Source organism: Eilatimonas milleporae (assembly GCF_003688555.1).
Lineage (GTDB): Bacteria > Pseudomonadota > Alphaproteobacteria > Sphingomonadales > Kordiimonadaceae > Eilatimonas > Eilatimonas milleporae.
The window spans coordinates 137,374-161,706 of sequence record NZ_REFR01000012.1; the positions used below are offsets into that span (position 1 = coordinate 137,374).

The 24,333-nt window shown below is 62.0% G+C and carries 21 protein-coding genes and 1 tRNA gene; 11 read left to right on the forward strand and 11 right to left on the reverse strand.

Going from position 1 to position 24,333, the window contains the following annotated elements; translation table 11 throughout:
- Positions 1 to 110: 110 nt before the first annotated feature.
- From BXY39_RS11940 to BXY39_RS11950, 3 genes are read left to right on the forward strand one after another with little or no spacing between them, the layout of a single operon-like run.
- Complete coding sequence (locus tag BXY39_RS11940) at positions 111 to 1,310, forward strand: acyl-CoA dehydrogenase (RefSeq protein WP_121939307.1); 1,200 nt, start codon at positions 111 to 113, stop codon at positions 1,308 to 1,310.
- 33 nt (positions 1,311 to 1,343) lie between these two features.
- Entirely contained in the window at positions 1,344 to 3,443 is a 2,100-nt protein-coding gene (locus BXY39_RS11945; protein ID WP_121939120.1) for a 3-hydroxyacyl-CoA dehydrogenase NAD-binding domain-containing protein, read from the forward strand.
- A gap of 17 nt (positions 3,444 to 3,460) precedes the next feature.
- Entirely contained in the window at positions 3,461 to 4,243 is a 783-nt protein-coding gene (locus tag BXY39_RS11950; protein WP_121939121.1) for an SDR family NAD(P)-dependent oxidoreductase, read from the forward strand.
- A 106-nt stretch (positions 4,244 to 4,349) separates the two neighbouring features.
- On the opposite strand, the gene BXY39_RS11955 is transcribed toward BXY39_RS11950, so the two are convergent.
- Positions 4,350 to 7,514 carry a TonB-dependent receptor gene (locus tag BXY39_RS11955; RefSeq protein ID WP_121939122.1) on the reverse strand — a complete coding sequence of 1,055 codons (3,165 nt, stop codon included), beginning with the start codon at positions 7,512 to 7,514 and terminating at the stop codon, positions 4,350 to 4,352.
- 398 nt (positions 7,515 to 7,912) lie between these two features.
- Between BXY39_RS11955 and sfsA the strand changes: the two genes are divergently transcribed.
- The 4 genes from sfsA (at position 7,913) to BXY39_RS11975 (ending at position 11,038) form a co-directional block, all read left to right on the forward strand.
- Positions 7,913 to 8,632, forward strand: coding sequence for a DNA/RNA nuclease SfsA (gene sfsA, locus BXY39_RS11960; RefSeq protein ID WP_121939123.1), 720 nt, complete (start codon positions 7,913 to 7,915; stop codon positions 8,630 to 8,632).
- 153 nt (positions 8,633 to 8,785) lie between these two features.
- Positions 8,786 to 9,658, forward strand: a complete 873-nt coding sequence (map, locus tag BXY39_RS11965) for a type I methionyl aminopeptidase (protein WP_121939124.1) — start codon at positions 8,786 to 8,788, stop codon at positions 9,656 to 9,658.
- Positions 9,636 to 10,376 (forward strand): RadC family protein, encoded by a 741-nt coding sequence (gene radC / locus BXY39_RS11970; protein ID WP_121939308.1) that lies wholly within the window; start codon positions 9,636 to 9,638, stop codon positions 10,374 to 10,376. Before map ends, radC begins: the two co-directional genes overlap by 23 nt.
- An 89-nt stretch (positions 10,377 to 10,465) precedes the next feature.
- The gene (locus BXY39_RS11975; RefSeq protein WP_121939125.1) at positions 10,466 to 11,038 is read left to right on the forward strand and encodes an NUDIX domain-containing protein; all 573 of its coding nucleotides are present in this window, start codon (positions 10,466 to 10,468) and stop codon (positions 11,036 to 11,038) included.
- Between the two features lie 64 nt (positions 11,039 to 11,102).
- Here BXY39_RS11975 and BXY39_RS11980 read toward each other — a convergent pair whose 3' ends face one another.
- Positions 11,103 to 12,491 (reverse strand): amidohydrolase family protein, encoded by a 1,389-nt coding sequence (locus BXY39_RS11980; protein ID WP_121939126.1) that lies wholly within the window; start codon positions 12,489 to 12,491, stop codon positions 11,103 to 11,105.
- Positions 12,492 to 12,684: 193 nt separating this feature from the next.
- Here BXY39_RS11980 and purB point away from each other — a divergent pair, with 193 nt between their 5' ends.
- A complete protein-coding gene (gene purB, locus BXY39_RS11985) occupies positions 12,685 to 13,986 on the forward strand; it encodes an adenylosuccinate lyase (protein ID WP_121939127.1) in 1,302 nt (433 codons plus the stop codon).
- Between the two features lie 47 nt (positions 13,987 to 14,033).
- Positions 14,034 to 14,789, forward strand: a complete 756-nt coding sequence (locus BXY39_RS11990; RefSeq protein WP_121939309.1) for a competence/damage-inducible protein A — start codon at positions 14,034 to 14,036, stop codon at positions 14,787 to 14,789.
- Here the strand turns inward: BXY39_RS11990 and BXY39_RS11995 are convergent.
- The 3 genes from BXY39_RS11995 to BXY39_RS12005 are packed head-to-tail and all read right to left on the reverse strand — an operon-like array spanning position 14,750 to position 18,124.
- Positions 14,750 to 15,889: an ABC transporter permease gene (locus tag BXY39_RS11995; RefSeq protein ID WP_121939128.1), complete on the reverse strand. Its 1,140-nt coding sequence runs from the start codon at positions 15,887 to 15,889 to the stop codon at positions 14,750 to 14,752. The two genes, BXY39_RS11990 and BXY39_RS11995, sit on opposite strands and share 40 nt — an antisense overlap.
- A complete protein-coding gene (locus tag BXY39_RS12000; protein ID WP_170163805.1) occupies positions 15,886 to 16,824 on the reverse strand; it encodes an ABC transporter ATP-binding protein in 939 nt (312 codons plus the stop codon). The genes BXY39_RS11995 and BXY39_RS12000 overlap by 4 nt, the downstream gene beginning before the upstream one ends.
- Positions 16,825 to 16,870: 46 nt before the next feature.
- Positions 16,871 to 18,124: a 3-oxoacyl-ACP synthase III family protein gene (locus BXY39_RS12005; RefSeq protein WP_121939130.1), complete on the reverse strand. Its 1,254-nt coding sequence runs from the start codon at positions 18,122 to 18,124 to the stop codon at positions 16,871 to 16,873.
- Between the two features lie 251 nt (positions 18,125 to 18,375).
- Between BXY39_RS12005 and BXY39_RS12010 the strand changes: the two genes are divergently transcribed.
- Together BXY39_RS12010 and BXY39_RS12015 are read left to right on the forward strand one after the other, a co-directional pair.
- Positions 18,376 to 18,462 (forward strand) — tRNA-Leu (locus tag BXY39_RS12010).
- Positions 18,463 to 18,712: 250 nt separating this feature from the next.
- Entirely contained in the window at positions 18,713 to 19,948 is a 1,236-nt protein-coding gene (locus BXY39_RS12015) for a M24 family metallopeptidase (RefSeq protein WP_121939131.1), read from the forward strand.
- 209 nt (positions 19,949 to 20,157) lie between these two features.
- Here the strand turns inward: BXY39_RS12015 and BXY39_RS12020 are convergent, their stop codons facing one another.
- The 6 genes from BXY39_RS12020 to BXY39_RS12045 all read right to left on the reverse strand — a co-directional run bounded on the left by BXY39_RS12020 (position 20,158) and on the right by BXY39_RS12045 (position 24,304).
- On the reverse strand, positions 20,158 to 21,267 hold the full coding sequence (locus BXY39_RS12020) for a DJ-1/PfpI family protein (RefSeq protein WP_170163806.1): 1,110 nt from the start codon (positions 21,265 to 21,267) through the stop codon (positions 20,158 to 20,160).
- A 293-nt stretch (positions 21,268 to 21,560) separates the two neighbouring features.
- Complete coding sequence (locus BXY39_RS12025; protein ID WP_121939133.1) at positions 21,561 to 21,869, reverse strand: CcdB family protein; 309 nt, start codon at positions 21,867 to 21,869, stop codon at positions 21,561 to 21,563.
- 1 nt (position 21,870) lies between these two features.
- Positions 21,871 to 22,146 carry a type II toxin-antitoxin system CcdA family antitoxin gene (locus BXY39_RS12030; RefSeq protein WP_211332226.1) on the reverse strand — a complete coding sequence of 92 codons (276 nt, stop codon included), beginning with the start codon at positions 22,144 to 22,146 and terminating at the stop codon, positions 21,871 to 21,873.
- Positions 22,147 to 22,403: 257 nt separating this feature from the next.
- Positions 22,404 to 22,628 (reverse strand): hypothetical protein, encoded by a 225-nt coding sequence (locus BXY39_RS12035; RefSeq protein ID WP_121939134.1) that lies wholly within the window; start codon positions 22,626 to 22,628, stop codon positions 22,404 to 22,406.
- Between the two features lie 134 nt (positions 22,629 to 22,762).
- Positions 22,763 to 23,284 carry a hypothetical protein gene (locus BXY39_RS12040; protein WP_121939135.1) on the reverse strand — a complete coding sequence of 174 codons (522 nt, stop codon included), beginning with the start codon at positions 23,282 to 23,284 and terminating at the stop codon, positions 22,763 to 22,765.
- Positions 23,285 to 23,554: 270 nt separating this feature from the next.
- Entirely contained in the window at positions 23,555 to 24,304 is a 750-nt protein-coding gene (locus tag BXY39_RS12045) for a hypothetical protein (RefSeq protein ID WP_121939136.1), read from the reverse strand.
- Between the last annotated feature and the right edge of the window lie 29 nt (positions 24,305 to 24,333).

Genomic DNA, 24,333 nt, shown 5'->3' on the forward strand with positions numbered 1-24,333 from the left:
GACAGGCCGGCTTCTAGGTTTTAAGCTGCCGGCAGTTGTAAGGACTTCGTGAGGGTAGTGGGATGAACATGAATGCGCGTATGGCGTCAGATGATCGCCAGGACAGGGATATGAACTACAAAAAGGGTCTGACTGCCTTTCAGTGGGATGATCCCTTTTTCCTGAACGATCAACTGTCCGGTGAAGAGCGGTTGATCCGGGACAGTGCCAGGTCCTACGCGCAGGACAGGCTGATGCCGCGCATTCTCGAAGCCAACAGGCATGAGACTTTCGACCGCGCCATTATCTCCGAATTGGGGCAACAGGGTTTGCTCGGCATGACGCTGCCGGAAGTCTATGGCGGTTCTGATGCCGGATATGTCGCCTACGGGCTCGTCGCGCGGGAAATAGAGCGTGTGGACAGTGGTTACCGTTCCGTCATGTCAGTGCAAAGCTCTCTCGTCATGCATCCGATTTATGCCTATGGCAGTGAGGAACAGCGCCGCAAGTACCTGCCCAGACTGGCCACCGGCGAATGGGTCGGCAGTTTCGGTCTGACCGAACCCGACCACGGTTCCGACGCGGGCGGTCTGAAGACGCGGGCCGAGAAGATTGACGGCGGTTATCGCCTGACCGGTTCAAAAATGTGGATCACCAACAGCCCGATCGCCGACGTTTTTGTCATCTGGGCCAAGTCCGACGCCCATGGCGGTAAAATCCGTGGCTTTATTCTGGAACGCGATGTGGACGGCCTGTCCACACCCAAGATCGAGGGTAAATTTTCGCTGCGGGCCTCCTTCACGGGCGAAGTCGTGATGGACGGTGTCGAAGTCGGCGAGGATGCTCTCCTGCCCTATGCCGAGGGACTTGGCGGACCTTTTGGTTGTCTGAACCGGGCGCGTTACGGCATTTGCTGGGGCTCCATGGGCTCTGCGGAATTCTGCTTCAATGCCGCCCGGCAATACACATTGGACCGGGCACAGTTTGAACGCCCCCTGGCAGCCAATCAGTTGATCCAGTTTAAGCTGGCCACGATGGAAACCGATATCGCCCTTGGCCTGCAGGGCGCCCTGCGTCTGGGCCGTCTGATGGACGAAGACCGCTTTGCCCCTGAAATGATTTCGATGATGAAGCGCAATAACTGCGGCAAGGCTTTGGATGTCGCCCGCACAGCCCGTGATATGCACGGTGGTAACGGCGTATCGGATGAATATCACGTCATCCGCCATGTGATGAATATGGAAGCTGTGAACACATATGAAGGGACCAGTGACGTACACGCCCTGATTTTGGGGCGTGCCATCACCGGTCTTCAGGCGTTCACCGGTTAGAATCAGCAGCGTTTCCTAAGAGGGAGAGAACTCATGAGCGTGTCTTATGGGGTGACGGATCGTGTCGCCGTATTGACAGTGAACAACCCGCCGGTCAATGCTCTGTCTTTGGCCGTGCGGCAGGGCTTAAGCGATGGTGCCGCCAGGGCCGCCGCCGATGATGCGGTCGATGCGGTGGTCATCATGGCAACCGGCCGGACCTTCATGGCCGGTGCGGACATCCGCGAATTCGGCAAGCCGCCCGTGGCTCCGCACCTTCCGGAAGTGATCGATACCATAGAGGCATTGGAAAAACCCGTCGTCGCCGCCATTCACGGTACGGCGCTAGGCGGCGGCCTCGAAGTTGCTTTGGGGTGTCATTACCGCATCGCGCTTGAAAGTGCCAAAATCGGCCTGCCTGAGGTCAAACTCGGCATACTGCCGGGCGCGGGCGGGACACAGCGCCTGCCGCGCGTCGGCGGGGTGGACAATGCTTTGCAGGCCATGCTGACCGGCAGGCATATTCCGGCGTCGACTGCCGCGACATGGGGGGCTGTCGACAAGGTCCTGTCTGCGGATGCTGATCTGCAAGCCGAGGCCGTTGCATTTGCAAAGGACAGAATTTCCGATGGTGTGCGGCGGACACGCGATATGGTCCTGGACGGGGCAGAATACGGCGCCGCCTTTTTTGAGGGCGTGCGAGCGTCCATTGCCAAACAATCGCGCGGTTATTTCGCGCCGGAGCGGATCATCCGGTGTGTCGAGGCAGCCGTCAGTCTGCCGTTCGACGACGGCATGGCCCGCGAGCGGGAGCTGTTTGCCGAATGCCAGGCCAACCCGCAGGCCCGTGCCCTTCAGCATTTGTTCTTCGCCGAACGCCAGGTGGCGCGTGTCCCTGGCGTGACAAAGGAAACGCCGCGACGCGATATCCGCCTTGTCGGTATTCTGGGGGCCGGCACCATGGGTGGTGGCATTGCATTGGCCATGGCCAATGCCGGTATTGCCGTCACGTTGCTTGACACCGGTCAGGATGCACTGGACCGAGGCCTCGGTGTCATGCGGGGCAATTGGGAGCGTACTGCCAAAAAGGGCAGAATGACGATGGATGATGTGGACCGGCGCATGGGGCTCATCACTCCGACCCTGTCTTATGATGATTTGGCGGACTGTGATCTGATTATTGAAGCCGTTTTTGAAAAGATGGACATCAAACGCGAAGTCTTTGCCAGGTTGGACGCCGTGGCGAAGCCTGGCGCCATTCTCGCCACCAATACGTCCTATCTGGATGTGAACGACATCGCCGCCATGACTGCTCGGCCTGACGATGTACTGGGCCTGCATTTCTTTTCCCCGGCCAATGTGATGCGTCTCCTGGAAATTGTGCGTGCCGAAAAAACGGCTGATTCCGTACTGGCCACCGCACTTGATCTGGCGAAGCGGATCGGAAAGATCGGTGTGGTATCCGGTGTGTGCCACGGTTTTATCGGCAACCGGATGCTGGGCCCCTACGGCCGCGAGGCGATGCTGGCCGTGATCGGCGGTACCGAACCGCAGGCCGTCGATAAAGCCCTGTTCGACTTCGGCATGCCGATGGGCCCCAATGCCATGTCGGATATGGCCGGCCTCGATGTCGGATATTTCAACCGTCAAAGTGTTGGCCGCGAGAATTACGAGACCAGCGCCTATGACTGGGTCGACCGTTTGGTGGAAATGGGGCGCAAAGGCCAGAAAACCGGAGAGGGTATTTATAAATACCCTCAGGACGGTCGTACACCGGAACCGGATCCGGTGGTCGCGGATGTTCTGGACGCGGAACGGGAAAAGCTGCGCATCGTGGCCAAACCCTGGAGCGCGGAACAGGTTGTCGAGCGTTGCATGCTGGCCCTTATCAATGAAGGTGCGAAAATTCTCGGCGAGGGCATTGCCCTGCGCGCCAGCGATATCGATGTCGTCTATATCAACGGATATGGTTTCCCGCCCTATCGCGGTGGACCGATGCATTATGCCGATGCAATGGGTCTGCCGGCCGTGCTTTCCAGGATCAAGGCGCTCGCCGTGGAAAACGGCCCCCGTTGGTGGATGCCGGCACCGCTTCTGGAACGACTGGTGGACGAAGGCAAAAGTTTCGCCGATTTTGACCGTGAAAACGCATAAATCAGGGAATCCCATTCATGAGTGATTATTTGAAGGATCTGTTCAGTCTTGAAGGCCGTGTGGCGCTGGTTGCCGGTGCGTCTTCGGGTATCGGGGCGAATTTTGCCCGCGCACTCGCACGGGCCGGGGCCGATGTGGTACTGGGTGCCCGCCGGGTGGAGCGGATCAAAGCGCTGTCGGACGATATTGCCGACGATACGGGACAGCGTACATTGGCCGTCCAGCTCGACGTTACGGACGGAGACAGCGTGAAAGCCGCCTTCGACCAGGCTGCTGAAAACCTGGGAGTGCCCACGATTGTCTGCAACAATGCCGGCATCGCCGATCCCATGTGGGCCATCGATGTCACCGAGGAGAGTTGGGACAAGGTTATGGATACCAACCTCAAGGGAATGTGGCGCGTCGCAACCGAAGCGGCATCACGCATGCGCGATGCCGGCCGTGGTGGGTCCATCGTCAATACGGCGTCCATTCTCGGTCTCGGTGTTGGACCGACACACACCACTTATTCCACATCCAAGGCGGGTGTCGTGCAAATGACCCGCAACATGGCGATTGAGTTTCAGCGTTTCGGTGTACGGGTCAACGCTCTGTGTCCCGGTTATTTCAAAACGGAAATCAACGAAAGCTATCTGGAAAGCGAGCCCGGGCGTACCCATGTGGCCATGACACCGGCAAAGCGTGTCGGTGACCTGAAAGAGCTGGAAGCGCCTCTGTTGATGCTGGTCGGCGCCGGCGGCAGTTTCGTCAGCGGTGTTGCCTTGCCCGTGGATGGCGCGCACAGCGTACTCATCGTCTGACAACGGGGTACCGCCTGCATCCGCATATTGGCACCACAACTTGGTCAAATATGAAAAGGGCGGCCCGAGTAGCCGCCCTTTTCGGTTTCAGGCTCGCGATACCGCCTTAGAAGCGGTAGCGCAGACCGAATTGAATGCGATAGGCTGACGCCCTGTCATTGATGGTCGGTTGGGCAATGCCGTTGAAGTCATAGACATACTGGCTGCCGTCATCCGTCAGCCCCACATTGACCAGTGGCACATTGGCCGGTGCCAGGAAGCTTTCCGCGCGTCCCCAGCTGCTGTCGATCAGATTGCCCAGATTTTCGATATCCAGAATCAGTTCAACCGCATGACCGTTGAAAAGATTCACCTCCTGGCTCAGGCGCATGTTTACGCGATTGACCCACGGTGTGCGGCAGGATGCGCGTTCGGCGATCTGGCCGCGGAACTCATTCAGACAGTCCTCTCCATCGATAAAGGCATCAAGCGCTTCCAGCCCGCTGCTGCCGGCCGCATTGATCAGCGGATCGTTCAGACCCGTCGGGATATAGGCGAGCAACCCGCCCGGGTTCACGCCTTCATTGCCGAAGTCCGTCAGGAAGGCGCCGCCGAACGCTGTGGTCGAGCCGAACGTATACGAGAAATTGCGGCCCGACCGGCCGGTCCAGAACAGGTTCAGGCGTGTCGTGTTGTCACCGAACAGTTCCTCTTCCCAGGTGAAGTTCACCGTGAAGCGGTGGGGGATTTCAAACCGCGATGTGCCAAGCTCCCGGTTGTTCCGGTCGATCGTGGCATCGAAGTCAAAGCCTTCAAAGGCGGTGAAGCGGTTACCGGAATTGACCTCGGTGATATTCTGATGGGTATAGCCGAGCGACAGGGCGAAGCGGCCGACGTCCGTCTCCCAGTCCTTGTCCACCGTCACGGTGTAAACCTGGCTGTCGCCTTGTCCGGTATTGGTCAGAATAAGATCGAAACCGGATGTCAGGTCGTAAATGGGACGGCCGTCGGGGGCCGTATCAATCTGGGTGCGTCGTGTTTCCACATAATCGATGGCGTCCTGCACCTCCGAGAAAATACCCTCAACGCTGATATCCCAGCCGTCACCCAGGCCAATAAAGGACAGATCGGCCGTATAATCGGCAGCCAGGCTGTATTTCCAGGTGGAAAACAGGTCGAAATCAGGATCGATGGCATTGGTGTCGGCAGTGGGGGGCGGCGCCGACAGGAATTGCTGAAGGTTTTCGCGGGCGGTGTCCGCATTCGGGTTGTCGGCCAGTACGGCCTGAACTGCAGCTAGCTGTTCAGGCGCGAAGAAACCGAACTGTGTTGAAGACAGAACACCGGTGTTGGAATAGCTGTTGGACAGCCAGACATTCGGTGTTCCGCCGCCGAACAGGCCGATGCCACCGCGAAACGTCAACCGATCGGTCGGTGTCCAGTTGAAGCCCAGGCGCGGCAGAAATAGGTTTTTGCCGTCCAGGTTTTCCTGGTTGGTAAAACCGTTACGCTCGGTGAACGCCTGGTTCAGCTCGGGCAGGTCGTTGTTTTCCAGAATGTCGAAACGGATGCCGGCGGTGATCGTCAGCTCCGGTGTTGGTGTCCATTCATCCTGAATATAGAAACTGTGTGTCGCGAAATTGAAATTCGCGGCCGCATCCAGCGGGTCACCGGTCAGCGAATTGCCGTAAATGGCGAAACCGGCATTTCGGTTTTCAAAATCGTCAATGCTGTTGAAGCTGAATTCGCCGCGCGACCACGGTACGAACAGGTTCTGGATATCAATCGCTTCCTGCTCATAGCCGAATGTCAGTGTGTGATTGCCGAGATACCAGTCGCCCTTGATACGGAAGAACTGGGTGTTGTTGTCCAGATCGTTCGAATGGCGGAACTGGTCCGGACCCAGACGGATGGTGCCGCCGCCCTCGGTTGCCACGGTAAAGGCCGGGGCATCGCCGAAGAAGGAGCTTTGATCTGAGTTGACGTCCTTCAGACCCAGGCGGATTTCGGTCGAGAAATTGTCCGTCCAGTCTGAAAACAGCTGGAAGGAAAACGTCTGCAAACGGTCATTGAAATCATACCGGTTGGACTGCAGCGCTGCCGTATTGGTGACGATATTGGTGAAATCGTCCAGCAGAATATTGGACTCCGCCCGCTGATAGGTGGCGGCGAAGCGGTGGTCTTCATTGATGTTCCAGTCCAGTTTGACCAGCCACTTCTCGTCATCTTCCTCAATCGGTTCATCAAAGCCCAGGGGGTCGAAGCCGTAGACGTCCTGAGTCACCTGGCGGACCCGGTTGATGTCCTGTTGCGTGACGCCGGGAATTTCGTCAATCCCGATGGGAAAACTACGCTCGCTATCGAACCGTTCGTAGGACGCGAAGAAGAACAGCTTGTCCTTGACGATGGGACCGCCGAGCGAGGCGCCGTAAACGGTTTCCTCGAAATCGCCGATATTCAGGGGCTGGTCACCGCTGTTGTCGCCGGTCAGACTGTCGTCCGTGTAAAAGCCGAAAGCTGCCCCGTGAAATTCATTGGTGCCGGATTTGGTGACGATGTTGATATTGCCGCCCAGAAACTGTCCGAATGTGACGGAATAGGGAGCAATGTTCACATCCACCTGGCCTATGGCATCCGGCGAGATCGGTGACCGTTTGGTTGGGAAACCGCCGGAATTCAGGCCGAAATTGTCATTCTGCGCGACACCGTCCACCGTCAGGCTGTTGAACCGGAAATTGGAACCGGCGATCTGAATGCCGGGCCCCCGGTCAATGGTGTTGTCCAGCAGGATTTTGGGGTCGGTTTCGAGCGCACTGCGGAAATCCCGCGAAATCGCCGCCACCTCGTAAATATCCCCTTCGGTAAAGGTCTCGGACGATCCCAGCCGCAATTGCTGGGTAACCCGGCTTGCCGTCACCGTCACTTCCTCAATCTGTTCCGGCGAGGACGCGATGATAAGGTCGACGGCCTCTGTCTGGCCAAGTTGCAGGAACAGATCATTGATGGTTTGCGCCGCATATGCGGTGCCGTCGGCAAGCCGAACGATGTAGGGCCCTCCGACCGGCAGACCACGCGCGAACAAAAGGCCGCTGCTGTTGGTGGTGATAGTCCGTTTGCGCCCCGTGGGGACATGTGTGATTTCCACCGATACATTGGCCACCGCCGTGCCGCTCTGATCGATAACGCGCACGCGCACGCCGGACGTTGTGTCCTGCGCGCCTGCATGTGTGCCGATCATAACCGCTGTGGAGGCAACGCCCGCCAGGAGCGCGAGACTCCGAAGTGCCTTCATAGGACTACCCTTCCCGTTATTTTGGTATGTTGAACCCGCGAGATTTTTGAAACCTTCCAAATCCCGATTGTCACAAAAGTTCAAGAAATGCGAGATGATTGCACCCGTTGAGAGGAGGCGGGAGAGTGTCAAGCACCCGTAATGTTGCAAGCATGCAACGGCACTGCGGCAATAATTCTGACCAAATGGTCAAATTACAATGAGTTGTATTTCGGTTCTGTCGACGATTTCATTCTGTTTATTGCCTGAAAAGGCATGTTTCCCGTCTTGCAGCCGTGTAAACGGTTTGCAACGGCATCTTGCCGTTTGCTTCCAAAGGGCTTAGGTGCTGATGGAACAGGCGTGTGCCGGTCTATGCGAGCGGGCCTTGCGCGGGCGCACACTATTGGGATGCTATTATGAAATTCGACGATACCTTGCAGGAAGGCCGGCTGGAGCGGCGCTACAAACGCTTTCTCGCAGATGTTACCCTCATGACCGGTGAGACTGTCGTGGCACACTGTGCCAACTCCGGGGCTATGGCGGGGGTGGTGGATCCGGGCAACCGTGTCTGGCTTCTGCCCAATCGCAATCCCAAGGCCAAGCTGGACTGGCGCTGGGAACTGGTCGAGGCCGAGGGCACACTGATCGGTATCAATACATCCCGCCCCAATGCCCTCGCGGAAGAAGCCGTGGCGGCGGACCTAATTGACGGCTTGACAGGCTATGACCGTATCCGGCGTGAAGTGCGATATGGCCGTAACAGCCGCATCGACCTGTTGTTGGAAAGGGGGGCGGCGGATACCCCGTCCGAGACCTGCTTTGTCGAGGTTAAAAATGTCCACTGGCGTATGGACGGCGGCGCGATCTTTCCCGATGCGGTCACAGTGCGTGGTGCCAAACATCTGGACGAGCTGGTCGCGATGGTTCACGCCGGCCACCGTGCTGTGATGCTCTACGTTATACAACGCGCCGATTGCGGCTGGTTCGCTCCGGCCTGGAAAAAGGATCCGGTCTATGCCGAAAAGCTGGTTTGGGCGGCGGGAGAGGGGGTTGAGCTTATGGCCTATGCCTGCGATGTCAGCCTGGAGGGTATTGCCATTGCCCAGCCCCTTCCCATATCGCTGACAGCCCCCTAATATGTGGGGTCGCATGGACCAGACGGCCATGAGGGACACCCTCTGTGCTGATGCGGGATGTCACCTGCTTCGGCAGCCGGTATCTGACATGGTGCACCATGCTGAAAAGGCCCAGGATGTCGAAAAGGCCCGGGATGTCGAAAAGGAACGACCATGAATTACGTCAATGCCCTTGAAGCCCCCGAAGTGCGCACGGGCGCCATAAAGGTCCACGGACCCGAGGCATTCGAGGGCATGCGTGCCGCCGGGCGCCTTGCGGCTCAGGTTCTCGATTACATAGCGCCTTTCGTTGTTGAGGGGGTATCGACCGGGCATCTCGATACCCTGTGCCATGATTTCATCCGCGACAACGGCGCGGTTCCGGCGCCGCTCAACTATCGGGGCTTTCCAAAGTCCATCTGCACGTCGGTTAATCATGTGATCTGTCATGGTATTCCCGGCGAGAAAACCCTGAAGAAGGGCGATACGCTGAATATCGACGTCACTGTCATTCTGGACGGCTGGTACGGCGATACCAGCCGCATGTTTTTTGTCGGCGAGCCGAAAATTCTGGCCAGGCGCCTTTGTGACGTCACCTTTCAGGCCATGTGGCGCGGGATCGAGGCGGTGCGGCCCGGCGCGTTTCTCGGTGATATCGGCCATGCCATCCAGATCTTTGTCGAGGCCAATCGTTTCTCCGTTGTCCGCGATTTCTGCGGGCACGGCATCGGTCGTGTGTTCCATGACGAGCCCAGCGTGATGCATTTCGGTCTGCCCGGCCGCGGGCCGGAACTGAAGCCCGGCATGTTTTTCACCATTGAACCCATGGTCAATGCCGGCAAACCCCACTCGAAAATCCTGTCCGACGGGTGGACCGCCGTGACTCGCGACAAATCCCTGTCCATGCAGTTTGAACACACACTGGCGGTGACCGAGGACGGGTATGAGGTCTTCACCCGTTCGCCCAAGGGGTGGGACCATCCGCCCTATCCGTTGGACGGGACACCAGACGCGGCCGGCAGGGATACGGCGGGTGCCCCCGTCTGAGCGTCCCATATCTCCGTCCGACCAGGCTGTGGCCGGCGGTGTGGCCGTTCCCCATCACAAGGGGCACCGTGCCCGTCTGCGCCAGCGTTTTTTGCAGGCCGGGCCTGACAGTCTGGCCGATTATGAACTTCTTGAACTGGTGCTGTTTCTGGCCATTCCGCGCCGCGACGTCAAACCCCTGGCCAAGGATTTGCTGACCCGTTTCGGGTCGCTGGCCGGGGTACTCGGCGCCGACATCCCGGCCCTAAGCGCCGTGGACGGGTTGAGCGAGACGGCCGCCGTGGCCCTGAAGACCGTGCATGCCGCCGCCGTGCGTGTCACGCGTGAGGCTGTAAGCGACGCGCCCGTCCTGTCCGGGTGGCAGGCCTTGAACGATTACGTCCGCACCGCGCTCGCCCATGAAAAGCGCGAACAATTCCGCGTTCTGTTCCTGGATCGCAAAAACCGCCTGATCGTGGATGAGGCCATGGCCACCGGCACCATCGACCGCGTGGCCGTTTACCCGCGGGAGGTCGTGCGGCGTGCCCTGGAACTGGACGCCAGCGCTGTCATCTTGGTGCACAATCACCCCTCTGGAGACCCCAGGCCCAGCAAGGGCGATATCGCCATGACCCGTATGGTCAGCGACGCCTGCGACAAGCTGGACATCACCGTTCATGACCATCTGGTCGTCGGTCGGTCCGGCAATGCCAGCTTCAAGACGCTGGGACTGTTGTAGATGACCGGGCAGGACCGGATATGGATGGATCGGCGATGCCCTGACCGTGGGTCGACGGGCCTTTCACGCTTGTCCGCGCCGGGGAGGGTATGATCCCGCCTTTGCCGGTGCCTGCGCGGCCGCGCCAGCGTCCCAATCTGTGGACGCTTGCCGGGCGCCAGATGCAAACGCCCGGTCTGCCAGTCAGTGCCAAGGCGCTTATCATGACGCCGCGTGGCCGGGTGCTGATCCTGCGCAAGACCAACGGTCTGTTCGACCTGCCCGGCGGCAAGCTTGAAATGGGCGAGGGCGTCTTTGATGCCCTAAGCCGAGAGGTGGACGAGGAAACCGGTCTGCGGGTGGATATGATGGCTTTGGTCGCCGCCGGCCTGAAACGCCGTCCCGGTCTGGGGCCACGGCTGGTGCGCGTCTATGCCGGTCGGCTGACGGGCCAAGGGGATCGGATGGACCCGGGGCAGGGCGTCAGGGACGGCGGCCGGTCCGGTCCGGGCGCGGTGCCCGCTGCCCCCCGCCTGTCGTCGGAACATGACTGGGGCGCGTTCTTGACCCCTGCGGCGGCTCTGCGTCTTGATCTGGCACCGCCCTATGCGCTGGCACTGGCGCGGGTGTTCCGTCTGCGCATACCGGCGCGAGCACGCGCCCGGGTGCATCCGCTTCTGTAAGGGCGGTTTATCATAACGTATCCATAATGATTACGGGCCAGTGGGTCGCCGGGCATCGTATGCCCTAGTGCGCGTGGCGGGCGGCGATGGCTGCCAGCTTGGTGTCGATGGCGGCGCGGCCGAACCAGCGCCCGGCGGCCATGACGCTCCGGGGGCGGGCCAGCACCCCCATATCTGCGAGAGGATTGCCGGCCACCAGCAGCAGGTCGGCGCGGTGTCCCCGTGCGATCAGGCCGAAACGGTCCTTGCCGGCGAAATATGTGCCTGGGGCGCGGGTGCCGGCGATCAGGATTTGCGCCGGTGTCAGCCCGGCTTCCAGCATGATCTGGATTTCCCGCCAGATGGAAAAGCCAGGGACCGAAAACACCTGCGGCGCGTCGCTGCCCAGCGCAAGGAGCACGCCGCCGTCGGCCATGGCTTTCAGCAGACGCTGGCGGTTTTCGGCGATGCGCGGATTGGCGGCCAGGGTGACGCGCCGGGCGGTTCGGGTCCAGGTGTCGACGGTATCGGTGGGCATGTAGCGGTTTTCCGGCCGTGCCGTTAAGGCCGCGACATCCGCGCCGCTGCGGAACATGTTGAACAGGGCCTGCGTCGGCACGATCCATGTGCCACTTGTCCGGGTCATGTCCACCGCTCTGGCCAGATCCGCGTCCGTCAGGGCGCGGGCATGGCCTTTCAGCCATGCCATATAGCCGTCCATATGGTCGATGGAAATCTGGCCGGCCTCAAGGGCGCGCGGCACCCCCACCGCCTGCGGCACATGGCCGGCAAAGGGGATACCCTGCCGCGCGGCTTCATCGGCGATGGCGTCATATTCCGCCCGTGTCAGGCCGGGGTGGATTTTCAGCAGGTCCCAGCCGGCGGCGGCGTGGCGCCGCACCTGGGCGCGCCCGTCCTCGGGCGAGGAGACGCTGTTGCCGTTCAGGCTGGGCGCGGCCAGATACAGGCTCGGCCCCGCCAGCCCGCCGGCGGCGATTTCATCACGCAGGCGCATCTGCACCGGGTCGCCGAGCATGCCGCGCACCGTCGTCACCCCGCCGGCCAGATAGAGAAACAGGGTCTCCGCAGTGCGTTCCCGGCTCCAGCCGGTGCCGGGCAGGTGGCCGTGCATTTCCGTCAGGCCCGGCAGCAGCCAGCCGCCGGCCCCATCGATCACCGTGGCACCCGCCGGTATCGGGGTGTCCGTGGCCGCGCCGGCGGCGGCAATCCGCCCGTCCGCCACCACGACCCGGCCCTGTGCGATCACACTGTCCGCCACCGGGTCCGCCGTCATGGTCAAAAGGGTGACATTGTCGATGACGGTTCGGGTGACAGTCTCCCCGGTGGTCTGATCGCTGGTCTGGTCGTCAGTCTGGGCGAGGGCCGCCGGTGCCGTGCACAGGAGGGCATGGCCCAAAACGGCATATCCCAGCATGACCGCGAAAAGCTTTGAGAATATGGTGGCGCGGTTCATGGCCAAAGCCTCTTTCCCTGTTCGACCTCCGAGTGCCTGCGCTTCAGCGTCTGCCCTCGGCCGATTTCTGTCAAGCCATCCCTGTCAGGCCACCCTCTGGCAGGCGTGCCGGCCAAGAAAGTCTTGAAGCGGACCCTGCGGACTGCTAGGCGCTGTCTGCGTTCGTCATGCCCTCGCAAGGAGACAGAAACCGATGATCCCCCGTTACAGCCGCCCGGAGATGACGGCCATCTGGTCGCCCGAGGCCAAATTCCGCATCTGGTTCGAGATCGAGGCCCATGCCTGCGACGCCCAGGCCGATCTGGGTGTGATCCCGCCGGCGGCGGCGGCGGCCGTGTGGGAGCGCGGTGCCTGGGATATCGCCCGCATCGACGAGATCGAGCGCGAGGTCAAGCATGACGTGATCGCCTTTCTCACCAGTCTGGCGGAAAATGTCGGCGACGAGGCGCGCTTCGTCCATCAGGGGATGACATCGTCCGACGTCCTCGACACCTGTTTCAACGTGCAGCTGGCGCGCGCCGCCGACATTCTGATCGCCGATCTGGACGGTTTGCTCGCTGTCCTCAAGCGCCGGGCGGAGGAGCATAAATACACCCTGACCATCGGCCGCAGCCACGGCATCCATGCCGAGCCCACCACCTTCGGTCTGAAACTGGCCCAGGCCTATGCCGAATTTGATCGTTCACGCACACGTATGATCACCGCCCGCGATGAAATCGCCACCTGTGCCATTTCCGGCGCGGTCGGCACCTTCGCCAATATCGACCCCCGGATCGAGGCCCACGTGGCCGAAAAAATGGGCCTTGCGGTCGAGCCCGTCTCGACCCAGGTGATCCCGCGCGACCGTCACGCCATGTTCTTCGCCACCCTCGGCGTCGTCGCCAGTTCGGTTGAACGGCTGGCCACCGAGGTCCGCCACCTGCAAAGAACCGAGGTGCTGGAGGCCGAGGAATATTTCTCCCCCGGTCAGAAAGGGTCCAGCGCCATGCCGCACAAGCGCAACCCGGTGCTGACGGAAAATCTGACCGGTCTGGCCCGCCTGGTGCGCGGCTATGCCCTGCCGGCCATGGAAAATGTCGCCCTGTGGCATGAGCGGGACATCAGCCATTCCTCGGTCGAGCGCAACATCGGCCCCGACGCCACTGTCACGCTGGACTTCGCGCTTGCCCGGCTGACCGCTGTGATGGACAAGCTGGTCATCTACCCCGAGACCATGCAGGCCAATCTCGACCGTCTCGGCGGGTTGGTGAACAGCCAGCGCGTTCTCCTCGCCCTGACCCAGGCCGGTCTCAGCCGGGAGGAAGCCTACGCCCTTGTTCAGCGCCATGCCATGGCCGTGTGGCAGTCCGGCGGCCAGACCGGCCTGATGGACCTGCTGCTGGACGATGCCGCGGTGACGGACCGGCTGGACCCGGCCGCCGTGCGCGCCATGTTCGACATGGACTATCACACCAAACATGTGGACACCATTTTCGCTCGTGTGTTCCCTGATTGACTTCTTGTCCCTGGCAGATCTCCTGAAAGGCAGGCTCCATGACCGGCATGGATGAAACCGCTCCCGTCACCGCCGCATTGCTGATCATCGGCGATGAAATCCTGTCCGGCCGCACCCAGGACAAAAATCTTGCCTATCTTGCCGCCTGGTTGAACGAAGCCGGCATCGACATGGCCGAGGCCCGGGTCGTGCCCGATGTGGAGGCCGTGGTGGTCGAGGCCGTGCGGGCGCTGAGGGGGCGCTATACCTATGTCTTCACCACAGGCGGTATCGGCCCCACCCATGACGACATCACCGCCGAGTGTCTGGCCAAGGCCTTCGAGGTACCGCTTCAGGTCCACCCTGAGGCCCATGCCCGCCTGCTCGCCCATTACGGCGAGGCCGATTTCACCCCGGCGCGTCAGCGCATGGCCCGCGTGCCCGAAGGCGCTGTACTCATCGACAATCCGGTGTCCATCGCGCCGGGTTTTCAGATCGGCAATGTCTTTGTCATGGCCGGCGTGCCGAAAATCATGCAGGCCATGCTGGAAGGTTTGCGCGCACGGTTGAAGGGCGGTGTCACCGTCCTGTCGAAGGCGGTCACCATCCGCGCGCCGGAAAGCGCCATCGCCGGCGATCTCGGCGAGATTCAGGCGGCACATACGGGGGTGTCCATCGGCAGCTACCCCTTTTTCCGCGACGCCACGGGGCAAAGCGGCGCGCAGATTGTCGTCCGCTCCCGCGATGCGGCGGCGCTGGAGGCGGCCTGCGCTGCCGTCATTGCCTATTGCCGGCGGGAAAACCTGCCGTTCGAGGAAAACTGACCCATCAGGCACAGGCCGGTGAACACACCTGCGAACAGGGCGACCGGCCATATATGGCCCGACAGCACGTCCCATCCGTCCCCGCGCAGGAACAACCCGCGCATGGCCCGCACCATATGCGTCAGGGGAAAAACCTCGCCCAGCCCGCGCGCCCATGCAGGCATGCCCTCATACGGGAACAGGACCCCGGACAGCAGAATGGCCGGCAGGTAAAAGGCAACCGCGCCCTGCACCGCCTGTAACTGGCTCCGCGCTCGGTCCGACAGCCAGAAGCCCAGCGCCAGATGCGCCAGCGCAAAGACCGGCACCATGATCGCCAGAAACAGAACCGGCCCGCGCAACGGCAGCTCGAACAGCGTCACGGCAATCCCGGTGATCGCCCCGGCCTGAAACATCGCCGTCGCCACATGGGGCAGGGCCTTGCCCGCCAGCAGGTCCAGCCGCCCGACAGGCGTGGTCTCCAGGGTTTCGAGCGCGCCGCTTTCCCGCTCGCGCAACAGGGACAGGCTGCCCAGCATCAGCATGCTGATCATCAGCACCAAGCCCATCAGGCCGGGGATCATGCTCCAGCTGCTCAGCCGCTCGGGATTGTACAGCCAGACGATATCGGGCGGCGGCGGCCTCAGCCCGGTACGGGCCGCCTGCCGCCAGGCCGTGCGCGCCAGCGCGCCGAGGGCCGGCGTCACGGCCGCCGGGTTGGAGGCGTCGGCGAAAATACGTGCCGGGCCAGCAGCGTCGGCCTCGGCTCCCGTCTCTGTTTCCGCCCTCGCTTCCTCCTCCAGCTCGAATGGGTCGCCGGGGTCGGGCAGGCGGATGCCGATCAGGGCGTCGCCGCGCCGCACCGCCTCCAGTGCATCTGACGTTTGCTGTGCCGGTCGGAAATAACCGCTTTGCGCCAGAACCTTTTCCACCCGCGCCCTGTCCGCCGGTCGGCCCCCCTCGATCACGGCCGTGACAGTGCGCGGGTCTGGGTTGACCGCGAAACCGAACAGGAGGATCTGCAACAGCGGCACGCTCATCAGCAGCGCCAGGCTGGTCCGGTCCCGGGCAAGATACAGGCCCTCCACCCAGGCCACCGCATGGATACGCCTGAGGCTCATGCCATGCCCTTGTCGTGGGTTTTCTCTGGTTGCCGGGCCATCTCCGGCTGCTGCTTGCTCTCATGCGTCGCCACCGTCAGATAGGCGGCATCGGCCAGGCTGGGCGCGCGTCGCGTCAGGCCGGGGTGGTGCCCGATGATCCGTTCGGCCGCACCGTCCCGGACATACAGGCGGACGTCCGTCCCGTCCCGTCTGCCGCCCAGCACGCCGGTCAGGGCCGTCAGTGTGTCGATGGACGCCGCCACCGGCCCCTGTAGCACGACGCCGGGCGCCGCGGCCGCCATATCCGCCGGGCGGCCCGACAGGGCGGTCACGCCGTCGATCAGGAATAGACCCCGCCTGGCCCAGGCGGCTTCATGATGGTCATGGGTGGCAATGACAACGGCGGCGCCCGCGTCGGCAAGGCGGCCGATTTCCAGCCACAACTGCTGGCGCGCCACCGCGTCCAGCCCCGTGGTCGGTTCGTCCAGCAGCACCACGCTCGGCCCGTGCAAGAGGCAGCAGGCCATGTGCAGCCGCCGCGCCCAGCCACCTGACAGGGCGGCGACCCGCGTGTCCGTATGGGGGCCGAGGCCGAACCGGTCGATCATGCGGGCAATACGCCCCCCGCTGTCGTCCAGATGGTAGAGCGCCGCCCGGAAGCGCAGGGTCTCCGCCACGTTCAGATGCGGCGCCAGCGCCAGCCCCTGCGCCATATACCCGATGCGGGCGCGCACGGCCCGGCTGTCCCGTAAGGGCAGGTCGAGAATACACCCCGTGCCCCTGTCCGGTTGCAGCATACCGGCCATGATTTTCAGCGCCGTCGTCTTGCCCCCGCCATTGGCGCCCAGCAGCGCGAACACCTCGCCCGGCCCCACCGTCAGGCTCAGGCCCGCCAGCGCCGGCCGTCCGGCATAGGCATGGTGGATATCGTCAAGTGCGATGGCGGCCGTCACTGTCTGACCGCCTTTGTCGGCGCGCCCTGTTGATGAGGGACCGTCATCATACGGCCGTCTTGTCCGCGTGCGGCCCCCGCCGGAAGACAAAGCCGCCATACATGTATTTCGTCGCCTCGGCCCCCAGGATCAGTGCGGTTTCGCCCGGTGCCATGCCCGGTGCCAGGCTGGACAGCGCCAGCCAGATCGCTGCCGAGCCCGTATTGCCGCGCCGGTCGGCTTCCACATGGATCCTGTCGCGGGGCAGGCCGAAAAACTGTTCGATCAAGCCGTCCATGATGCCATTGGCCTGATGCGGCACGATGTGCGTGACCCCGTCAATGTCCACGCCCAGGTCCGCCGCCGCCTTCAACCCCGCCTGAAACAGGTCGGCGCCGTTTGCCCGCACATCGGCAAAGGCATGGTCGAAGGCCAGCACCGCCCCGCGCGGCGCCGGACGGGCCGAGCCCCCGTCCGCCAATTGAAAGCCGGGCGTCCGACCCACCCCGATCTGCCCGAAAAAGCTGCTCTCCACCATTCCGAGGACAGGGCCGGGGCCAGAGTCGGAGCCGAGAGCAGGGCCATTGACAGAGCCCGGCTGTCCGTCCACCCGGTCCAGCACCACGGCCGCCGCGCCGTCGCCCATCTGCACCATGTTGACAAGCTGGCCCCGGTCCTCATCCAGCGCCCCGGGATCGAAAAAGCTGGACCCGGTTTCCGACCCGACAATGACCACCGGGCCGATCCCTTGCTCTGGCCCCGGCTCTGCTCCCGGCCCCGGTCCCTGTAACAGACCGTGGGCGATCACCAGGGCATTGGCGAAGCCGGTACAGGCCTGGCGCAGTTCCATATGCGGCCCGTGAAAATCCAGCAGGTCGGCGACAAAGGCGATATTGCCCGGCACGGGCTGTGCCGGTGTCGCGGTATGGCCGATCAGATAGCCGATGTCCCCGACATCAAGCCCGGCACTGTCCAGCGCCGCCCGCACCGCGCGCGCGGCCAGGTCCGGGTTGCTGTCCCCGGCGCGCGGGCCTTCCCGGCGGGTTTGGAAATCCCGCGCCAGATGACGGGCCCGTATGCCCAGCTTGTCGGCATAGACCCGGGCGCGGCCGGCGATGTCCGGGGCAAACCCGTCCGCGATACGGGCGATCAGCGTGTCCGTCGTCACCGGCTCACCCGGCAGGGCGGCGCCGATGCCCCTCAGGGCCAGGGGGGTCCGGCTGGACCACGGCGCGCGCCCGTCATTTGTGCCTTGCCGACTGCCCGGAAATTGGCCCGGAAACTGAACTGTAACCGGGCCTTGCGTGCCATGCTGCGCCATGTCCGTCCCTCCCGATAACCGTTTTCCCCAAGCGGGTCTTTCTTCGGCGGTCGCCGTGCCTCTCGCACCGCCGAACGGCAATAGACCCGGCCCCATGGCCGAAGGCAATCAACACCTATTTCCCATTTTCGCGAGGGGTCCGTGAGAATATGTGTGGAGGAAACCGGGGCCGTTGTCGGATACCGCGTGCAAGCCCCTTGATCCCGACCGTGCCCCTGTGGTCTAGTCCGCCCGACCGACCGACCATGCAGGCCCGCGTGGCGAAATTGGTAGACGCAAGGGACTTAAAATCCCTCGGCCGTAAGGCCGTGCCGGTTCGAGTCCGGCCGCGGGCACCATTTCACAACAGAGTTGCGCACGGATTTGGACACGGATCTGGACACTGGGGTTTTGGTGTTTTCAAAGCCGGCGGCCTGTTCGGCGGGCGCGCCCCGTCTTCGCTGAAACCGGACTGGACACTCCCGCCCATGGACGCCGGCCTGGGCGCATGAAGTTGACATAAGCCTTCCACTCCAGAAGGGTGAGAGCCGAGGCGGCTGGACCGTACCGGATGCTTTGGTCTCTTCGGCAAATAAAGGGAGATACCCCATGATCACCAAGCGCGACTTTCTGAAATCGGCAGCCATCGGGACGGCCATGGCGGGGGTTGGGACGTCTTGGACCCATGCGGACGCGGCCACGTCGCCCGCTCTGCCCGGCCCGATTTCAGCCGATGAACGCCGCGTGCGTATTGCCAGGGCGCAGGCGCTGATGGGCCGGCAGGGGCTGTCGGGCATCCTGCTCGAGCCGGGTGCGTCCATGCTGTATTTTACCGGGCTTGGCTGGTGGCGGTCCGAACGGCTCGTGGCGGCGATACTCCCCGCCAAGGGGGATATGGCGATCGTTGCCCCGGCCTTTGAGGAGCCGTCGATCCGGGAACAGATGGAGCTCGACGCGGAACTCCGGGTCTGGAATGAGGATGAAAGCCCTTTCGCGCTGGTCAAGGGCGTGCTTGAGGATCGCGGTGTCGCCGGACCATTGGGGCTGGAAGCGAGTGTCCGCTATTTCGTGGTCGATGGCCTCAAAAAGGATATGAGCGGCCGTGAAACGACGTCAGCGGACGGCGTTGTCTACGGCTGCCGGATGATCAAGTCCGAGCATGAGTTACAGCTCATGCAGGCGGCCAATGACATCACAATGGCAGCCTATCGCGACATTTATCCGAAGGTCGAGGCGGGCATGACGGGCCCGGATATTGCGGCGATGATGCGCGCGGCGACCCGCAGGCATGGCGCCGAGCCGACCTTTGCACTTGCCCTTGTCGGAGAGGCAAGCGCCTATCCACACGGTTCAAGGAAGGTCCACACGGTCGGGCAAGGCCAGGTCATCCTGATGGATTGCGGCTGTGACGTGCATGGCTACAAATCCGATATCTCTCGGACCTGGGTGCATGGTGAGGCGAATGCGGAGCAGATACGCGTCTGGAACACTGTTCGCAAAGGTCAGGAAATCGCGCTTGAGACGGCAAAAGTCGGACGGCCCGCGCGCAAGGTGGATGCGGCTGTCCGCAAATTCTATGAGGCCGAAGGCTTTGGTCCCGGCTATCAGCTGCCGGGTCTGTCTCACCGCCTGGGGCATGGCATCGGGATGGAAGGGCATGAACCGATCAATTTCGTCGGCAATGAGGATACGGCCCTGGCGCCGGGCATGTGTTTCTCGAACGAGCCGGGGATCTATCTGCCCGGAAAATTCGGTGTACGGCATGAAGACTGCCTTTACATGACCGAGGAAGGCCCGAAGCTGTTCACGGGCCTCAGCCCGTCAATCGACAACCCGATGGGGTAAGTCCCGTCTTCCGGTCCACAAAAGGAAAACGCCTGAAAGCTCAACCCTCTCGTTCTCCATCAGATGTGGGGTTGAGCGGCCGGGCGGCACGGTCGGCGGTGAATTCCGGGTCAGACATCACAGCGCCGTAATGACGGCATGCGTGCGCCCCCGCACGGTATCCCGGGAACGGGGGACGCACACAGAGTAGGGGGTATGTCCCCGGCGCTTCAGAGCTGATCCAGCAGTGCCCTGGCCTGCGCGAAGTCCGGTTTCCTGTCCAGCAAGGCCTGGAGAAGCGCCCGTGCCTTTGCCGTGTCGTCCAGTTGTTTGTACGCCCTGGCCATCTGTAACTGCAATTGTGCGTGTTCCTGCATGGCCGGCACCAGTTCCATAAGGGCGATCGCCTGACGGGTGGCCTCGGGCGACGTGGCCCCTTGCGCGAAATAATAGCCGTAGAGTGCGAGCAGGGCCCCGTTATAGTCGTCGGGCGCCTGCTCATACGCCGTCAGCGCGCCCGCGTCGCCGTCCAGGAATCGGGCGATCAGGTCATATGTGGTCTCATCGCGGAACGGTTCCCGTGCCGCCGGCGTCAGGCCCAGCGCCCGCACCAGCGCCTCGGCCACCGCCGGGGTCGAGGCCGGGTTCTGCCCGGTGATCAACCGGCCGTCCCGCGCCACATGGCTCAGCATCATCGGCGCCGCCTCGAAACGCGCGCCGCGTTCCTTCAGCCTGTCCTCCAGCAGGAAGTCGAATTTGGACGCCCAGCCCTTGCTGAACAGGGTTTCCTCCTGATTGGTGAAGCCGTTGACCGACTTGCCGTCGACCAGATACCGCCCGTCGCTGAGGGTCACATTCACCAGGGCGGCCGGGCCATGGCACACCGCGCTGACCACACCGCCGCTGTCATAAATATCGGCGATCAGCCTTTGCAGCGGCTGGTGATCCGGCAGGTCGAACATCGCCCCCTTGCCGCCGACGATGAAGACCGCGTCATAAGCCGACGGGTCGACCGCCGCCAGCGGCCGGGTATCGTCCAGCTTGGACAGGATCGCCTTGTCCCCGGCGATGGCAAGGGCATAGGCGGCCTGTGGATCATGCTTGTCCGGCTCGGCCTTCCCGCCCATGGGGCTCGCCACATCGACTGTGATATTGTTCTGTTTGAAGATCAGATAGGCATGCGCGAACTCTTCCAGTTCATAGCCGGGCTGCGTCTCGCCGCCGTCGACGCCGTTGCTGCTGATCACCATCAGAACCCGCTTCGGCGCTTCTGCGGCGGCCGGCACCATCAGCCCGGCGGCAAGCAGCACTATGCTCGCTGCAAGGTGTATGAATTTCATCTTTGTGTCCTCCACTGTCATCGAACGAGGTCAGGCCTCACGGGCGACGGTGGCAGAGCCGATGTGAAATGAATGTGAAATCGAACGGGAGAAACCGCCGGCGTCAAAGGGATGCTGGCCTTGAGTGCTCGAATTAGTACTCGAATTGCGGTTGCGGCAATCCGCCCGGCCAGAGCGTTTTCAGAGCGTTTTCAGAGCGTTTTCGCTGGCTCCGGGCTCGCCGAAAGCACCCTGGACTTTTAGGTTTAGGCGCTTTCGGGTGGCAATCCGCCCAAACAGCGCCTGGAATCGCTCTAAAATCCCTGAAACAGGAAATCCAGCGCGCCGATAATATCCTCGCGGTAATGCGCTTCGAGATTGGCAACACATTGACCGAGGCTGCGTTCGGGCAGGGCGGCGATATCGGTGGTCATCAGGATATAGGCCTGGCCGTCAATCTCGAGAACGGGCTTAAGACGGGGCAGGGCCTCGTTCGCTGCCTGTGCGTGCGGCACCAGCGGTACCACGACACGGGTGTTCAGATCGCTGAGCAGATCGGCCTGCACATCCACAACCATTGGCGCGGTCTTGCCGGGATAGCGATGGACATCGAAGCGCGCCACCTCAGTCCGCCGCCCAGTCCGGGGTCAGCAGCGTGCCGTCCTTGTCCACCCGGGCATTATGGGCTTCTATGGCGGCTTTGTTGCCGCGCAGCCATTCCCGTGCCTGCACCTCCCGGATTGCCCGGATGATCCCGGCTTCCGCCGCGCGCGAGGTGTTCACATGCAGTGCTCTTGCAAGCTCCAGGACATCCGTGCGTATGGTCAGATTGGCGGCGCGGCGTTTGAGCGGTTGACCGTCGGTGTCGGTTTGCATCTCGACGCGTCCCTTTGTATGCATGGCCATAGTGTCCTGTATGATGACTATACATACAGTATGCGCATTAAAGATGCATATTTCAATATATGCCCACCTTTTGCCTGGGTGGGTGGCAGTCCTTGGAGCTCAACCACCACGCCGGCCCTAGCCGCCCCGCCGTCGCCTTCGACCCCTACCGCATCGGCCAGGACACTGACGGCGGGGCGGCGCCGGACGGGGGATAGGGGGGATCAGGAAAACGGCCGGGTCCATGCGCCGCCTGAAACAGGCTGTGCCGATCAGTCTGTCAGGCGTTTCTCCAATCTCTGTAGCATGGCGATCTGGGTCTTGTAGCGCTCGATTATCTCATCGGTCTGGCGACGCAGGTCTTCCTCATCGATGGTCTTGCCATCGGCCAGCTCGCCGACAACATTGCCGGGATGAGACAGAAATGCGATCGAATCTTCCAATCTCTCGATGTCTCTCCTGATCCATTCCAGCAGGGCGGGATCGGAATCCGTCATGGGCTTACTCCTTGAGATCACGCAGATCGGCACTATCGCCAAAGCTGTAAAATGATGTCAACGCCATGATTTGAAGACCGATCCCGGTACAGGCGAAACGACCGCCACGGACGGTTTCCGGTTGGGCCTGGCCTTTAACCTTTTGGATCGGCAGGTGCGGGTGTGGCCAGGGTGGATCTTTCTAGCTCGGCGTGATCTGTGTGCTGTTTGGGTTTGACCCGAATCATATAAGGTTTGTCGCGATGGGTTGTTTGCACACCGACATAGAGAATGCCTTTCTGCCTGTCTGCGGTCATGCGCTCATTATAAACCACGCTTCCCGTCCATGTTTTATTAACTCCTATCTCGACAGGCGGTTCTTTCCCGACTGGTTGGCGCATGACGACAGCCGTCATCGCCCACTTCCCTCTGATGCGGTGCCAACATGGGCCTGCGGTATGGACAAGCAAATTTGTGACAGTGGTCGGTACCCTGCCAATGTTGGTCGCCCTCAGGGCAAGTTTGGGCCTGCCATCGTCATCATATACCATCGCCATATCCTCTATGAGATCCAGTCTCAGGCGCGGTTTGTCCTCGAACCAGCGCCGCACTTCAAGCGCCAGTGCCGCGCCGGATAGCATCAGAGCAAGGATAACCCCCCAATCCTGTAGGCCCATGCGATTAACTCCCGTCCTTGTGTGATGAAGATCCGTAACGGCCGTGGTGGTTCACGGGCCGGCGTCCGGTGTTGTCATCGGGCCAGCATGAAACCAGCACCGTTTCCGCTCAAGCCGGACGCGCGTATCCCGCGAACATATACATTCCACTGTTCCAGGCAAACAGGCATCGGGCACCATGCCCTGTCCATGGCACGCCATGCGCGGGCTCGGTGTCACAGACACACCAAGTAGGGGCAGGACCAAGGCCCGCGAGGTCATTGCCAACCGTTAAGGGTTTGCCTCTTCAGGCGTGACCGTGTCATCCAAAGCGGAAGCGCTGTCGCCAGTCTGGCTTTCTGGCTGTAATTCGGCGGACCGCATGCATTTCAACCGGTCTGTCAGGCTTTTATCCGTAGCATCCCGGTACAGGGAGGCCCATTCGAAAATAGCCCCTAGGATTTCAAAATTATCGATGCTCCAAGTGCCTTCATCGCTGCGGCATATTTCTACGCGCCTGCGGATCGGAAGCGACGGTACGTCCGACTGACGCGGAAGCGTATCGTAATAGTTCTTCAAATGTGTTCTCAGGGACATCAGATTCGTGAAATCCAGCAAGCCGCTTAATCTGGGTGGATACCTAAGCAGGCCGTTAAACCGTTTTGTCAGCTCAGTTTTGTCGGAAGTCGAGGGCTCCTGAGGCAAGTTTGCGTGGATCGTGCATAATTCCAGGGCTTCGACACTGAGATCGGCGAGCAAGGTGGCCAAAGTCCTTTCATTATCCTCTTTGCGGCGTGTTTCCTCGATCTCCTTCGCCGCCTGGATTTGTTGGCGCACGGCAAAAAAGGCAACGCCTGCCCCGACCAGCGCCAAAAGTCCGGCGATCAGGCTCTGCCACTCATAGAAGGGTCGCCACCACAGCGAGCCCAACAGCATGGAATAGGCGAATGCCGTTCCGCCCCCGGCGCCGACCAGCAGCCCGGCCCACAGATAGGGGCTGGTCAGGGCTTTGATGAACCAGTTTCGGTCTTTCACACGCATGGGCCGGTTGTACCCGTTCGCGATCAGCT

Excerpts from the sequence above, each read along its gene's own strand:
- BXY39_RS12040 (WP_121939135.1), bottom strand. The coding sequence starts at position 23,284 with ATGGGCCTACAGGATTGGGGGGTTATCCTTGCTCTGATGCTATCCGGC.
- BXY39_RS11980 (WP_121939126.1), bottom strand. The coding sequence starts at position 12,491 with ATGAACCGCGCCACCATATTCTCAAAGCTTTTCGCGGTCATGCTGGGA.
- sfsA (WP_121939123.1), top strand. The coding sequence starts at position 7,913 with ATGAAATTCGACGATACCTTGCAGGAAGGCCGGCTGGAGCGGCGCTAC.
- BXY39_RS12030 (WP_211332226.1), bottom strand. The coding sequence starts at position 22,146 with ATGCATACAAAGGGACGCGTCGAGATGCAAACCGACACCGACGGTCAA.
- BXY39_RS12020 (WP_170163806.1), bottom strand. The coding sequence starts at position 21,267 with ATGAAATTCATACACCTTGCAGCGAGCATAGTGCTGCTTGCCGCCGGG.
- BXY39_RS11950 (WP_121939121.1), top strand. The coding sequence starts at position 3,461 with ATGAGTGATTATTTGAAGGATCTGTTCAGTCTTGAAGGCCGTGTGGCG.
- BXY39_RS12015 (WP_121939131.1), top strand. The coding sequence starts at position 18,713 with ATGATCACCAAGCGCGACTTTCTGAAATCGGCAGCCATCGGGACGGCC.
- BXY39_RS11955 (WP_121939122.1), bottom strand. The coding sequence starts at position 7,514 with ATGAAGGCACTTCGGAGTCTCGCGCTCCTGGCGGGCGTTGCCTCCACA.
- BXY39_RS11945 (WP_121939120.1), top strand. The coding sequence starts at position 1,344 with ATGAGCGTGTCTTATGGGGTGACGGATCGTGTCGCCGTATTGACAGTG.
- map (WP_121939124.1), top strand. The coding sequence starts at position 8,786 with ATGAATTACGTCAATGCCCTTGAAGCCCCCGAAGTGCGCACGGGCGCC.
- BXY39_RS12045 (WP_121939136.1), bottom strand. The coding sequence starts at position 24,304 with ATGCGTGTGAAAGACCGAAACTGGTTCATCAAAGCCCTGACCAGCCCC.
- purB (WP_121939127.1), top strand. The coding sequence starts at position 12,685 with ATGATCCCCCGTTACAGCCGCCCGGAGATGACGGCCATCTGGTCGCCC.
- BXY39_RS11975 (WP_121939125.1), top strand. The coding sequence starts at position 10,466 with ATGATCCCGCCTTTGCCGGTGCCTGCGCGGCCGCGCCAGCGTCCCAAT.
- BXY39_RS12005 (WP_121939130.1), bottom strand. The coding sequence starts at position 18,124 with ATGGCGCAGCATGGCACGCAAGGCCCGGTTACAGTTCAGTTTCCGGGC.
- BXY39_RS11940 (WP_121939307.1), top strand. The coding sequence starts at position 111 with ATGAACTACAAAAAGGGTCTGACTGCCTTTCAGTGGGATGATCCCTTT.
- BXY39_RS12035 (WP_121939134.1), bottom strand. The coding sequence starts at position 22,628 with ATGACGGATTCCGATCCCGCCCTGCTGGAATGGATCAGGAGAGACATC.
- BXY39_RS11995 (WP_121939128.1), bottom strand. The coding sequence starts at position 15,889 with ATGAGCCTCAGGCGTATCCATGCGGTGGCCTGGGTGGAGGGCCTGTAT.
- BXY39_RS11990 (WP_121939309.1), top strand. The coding sequence starts at position 14,034 with ATGGATGAAACCGCTCCCGTCACCGCCGCATTGCTGATCATCGGCGAT.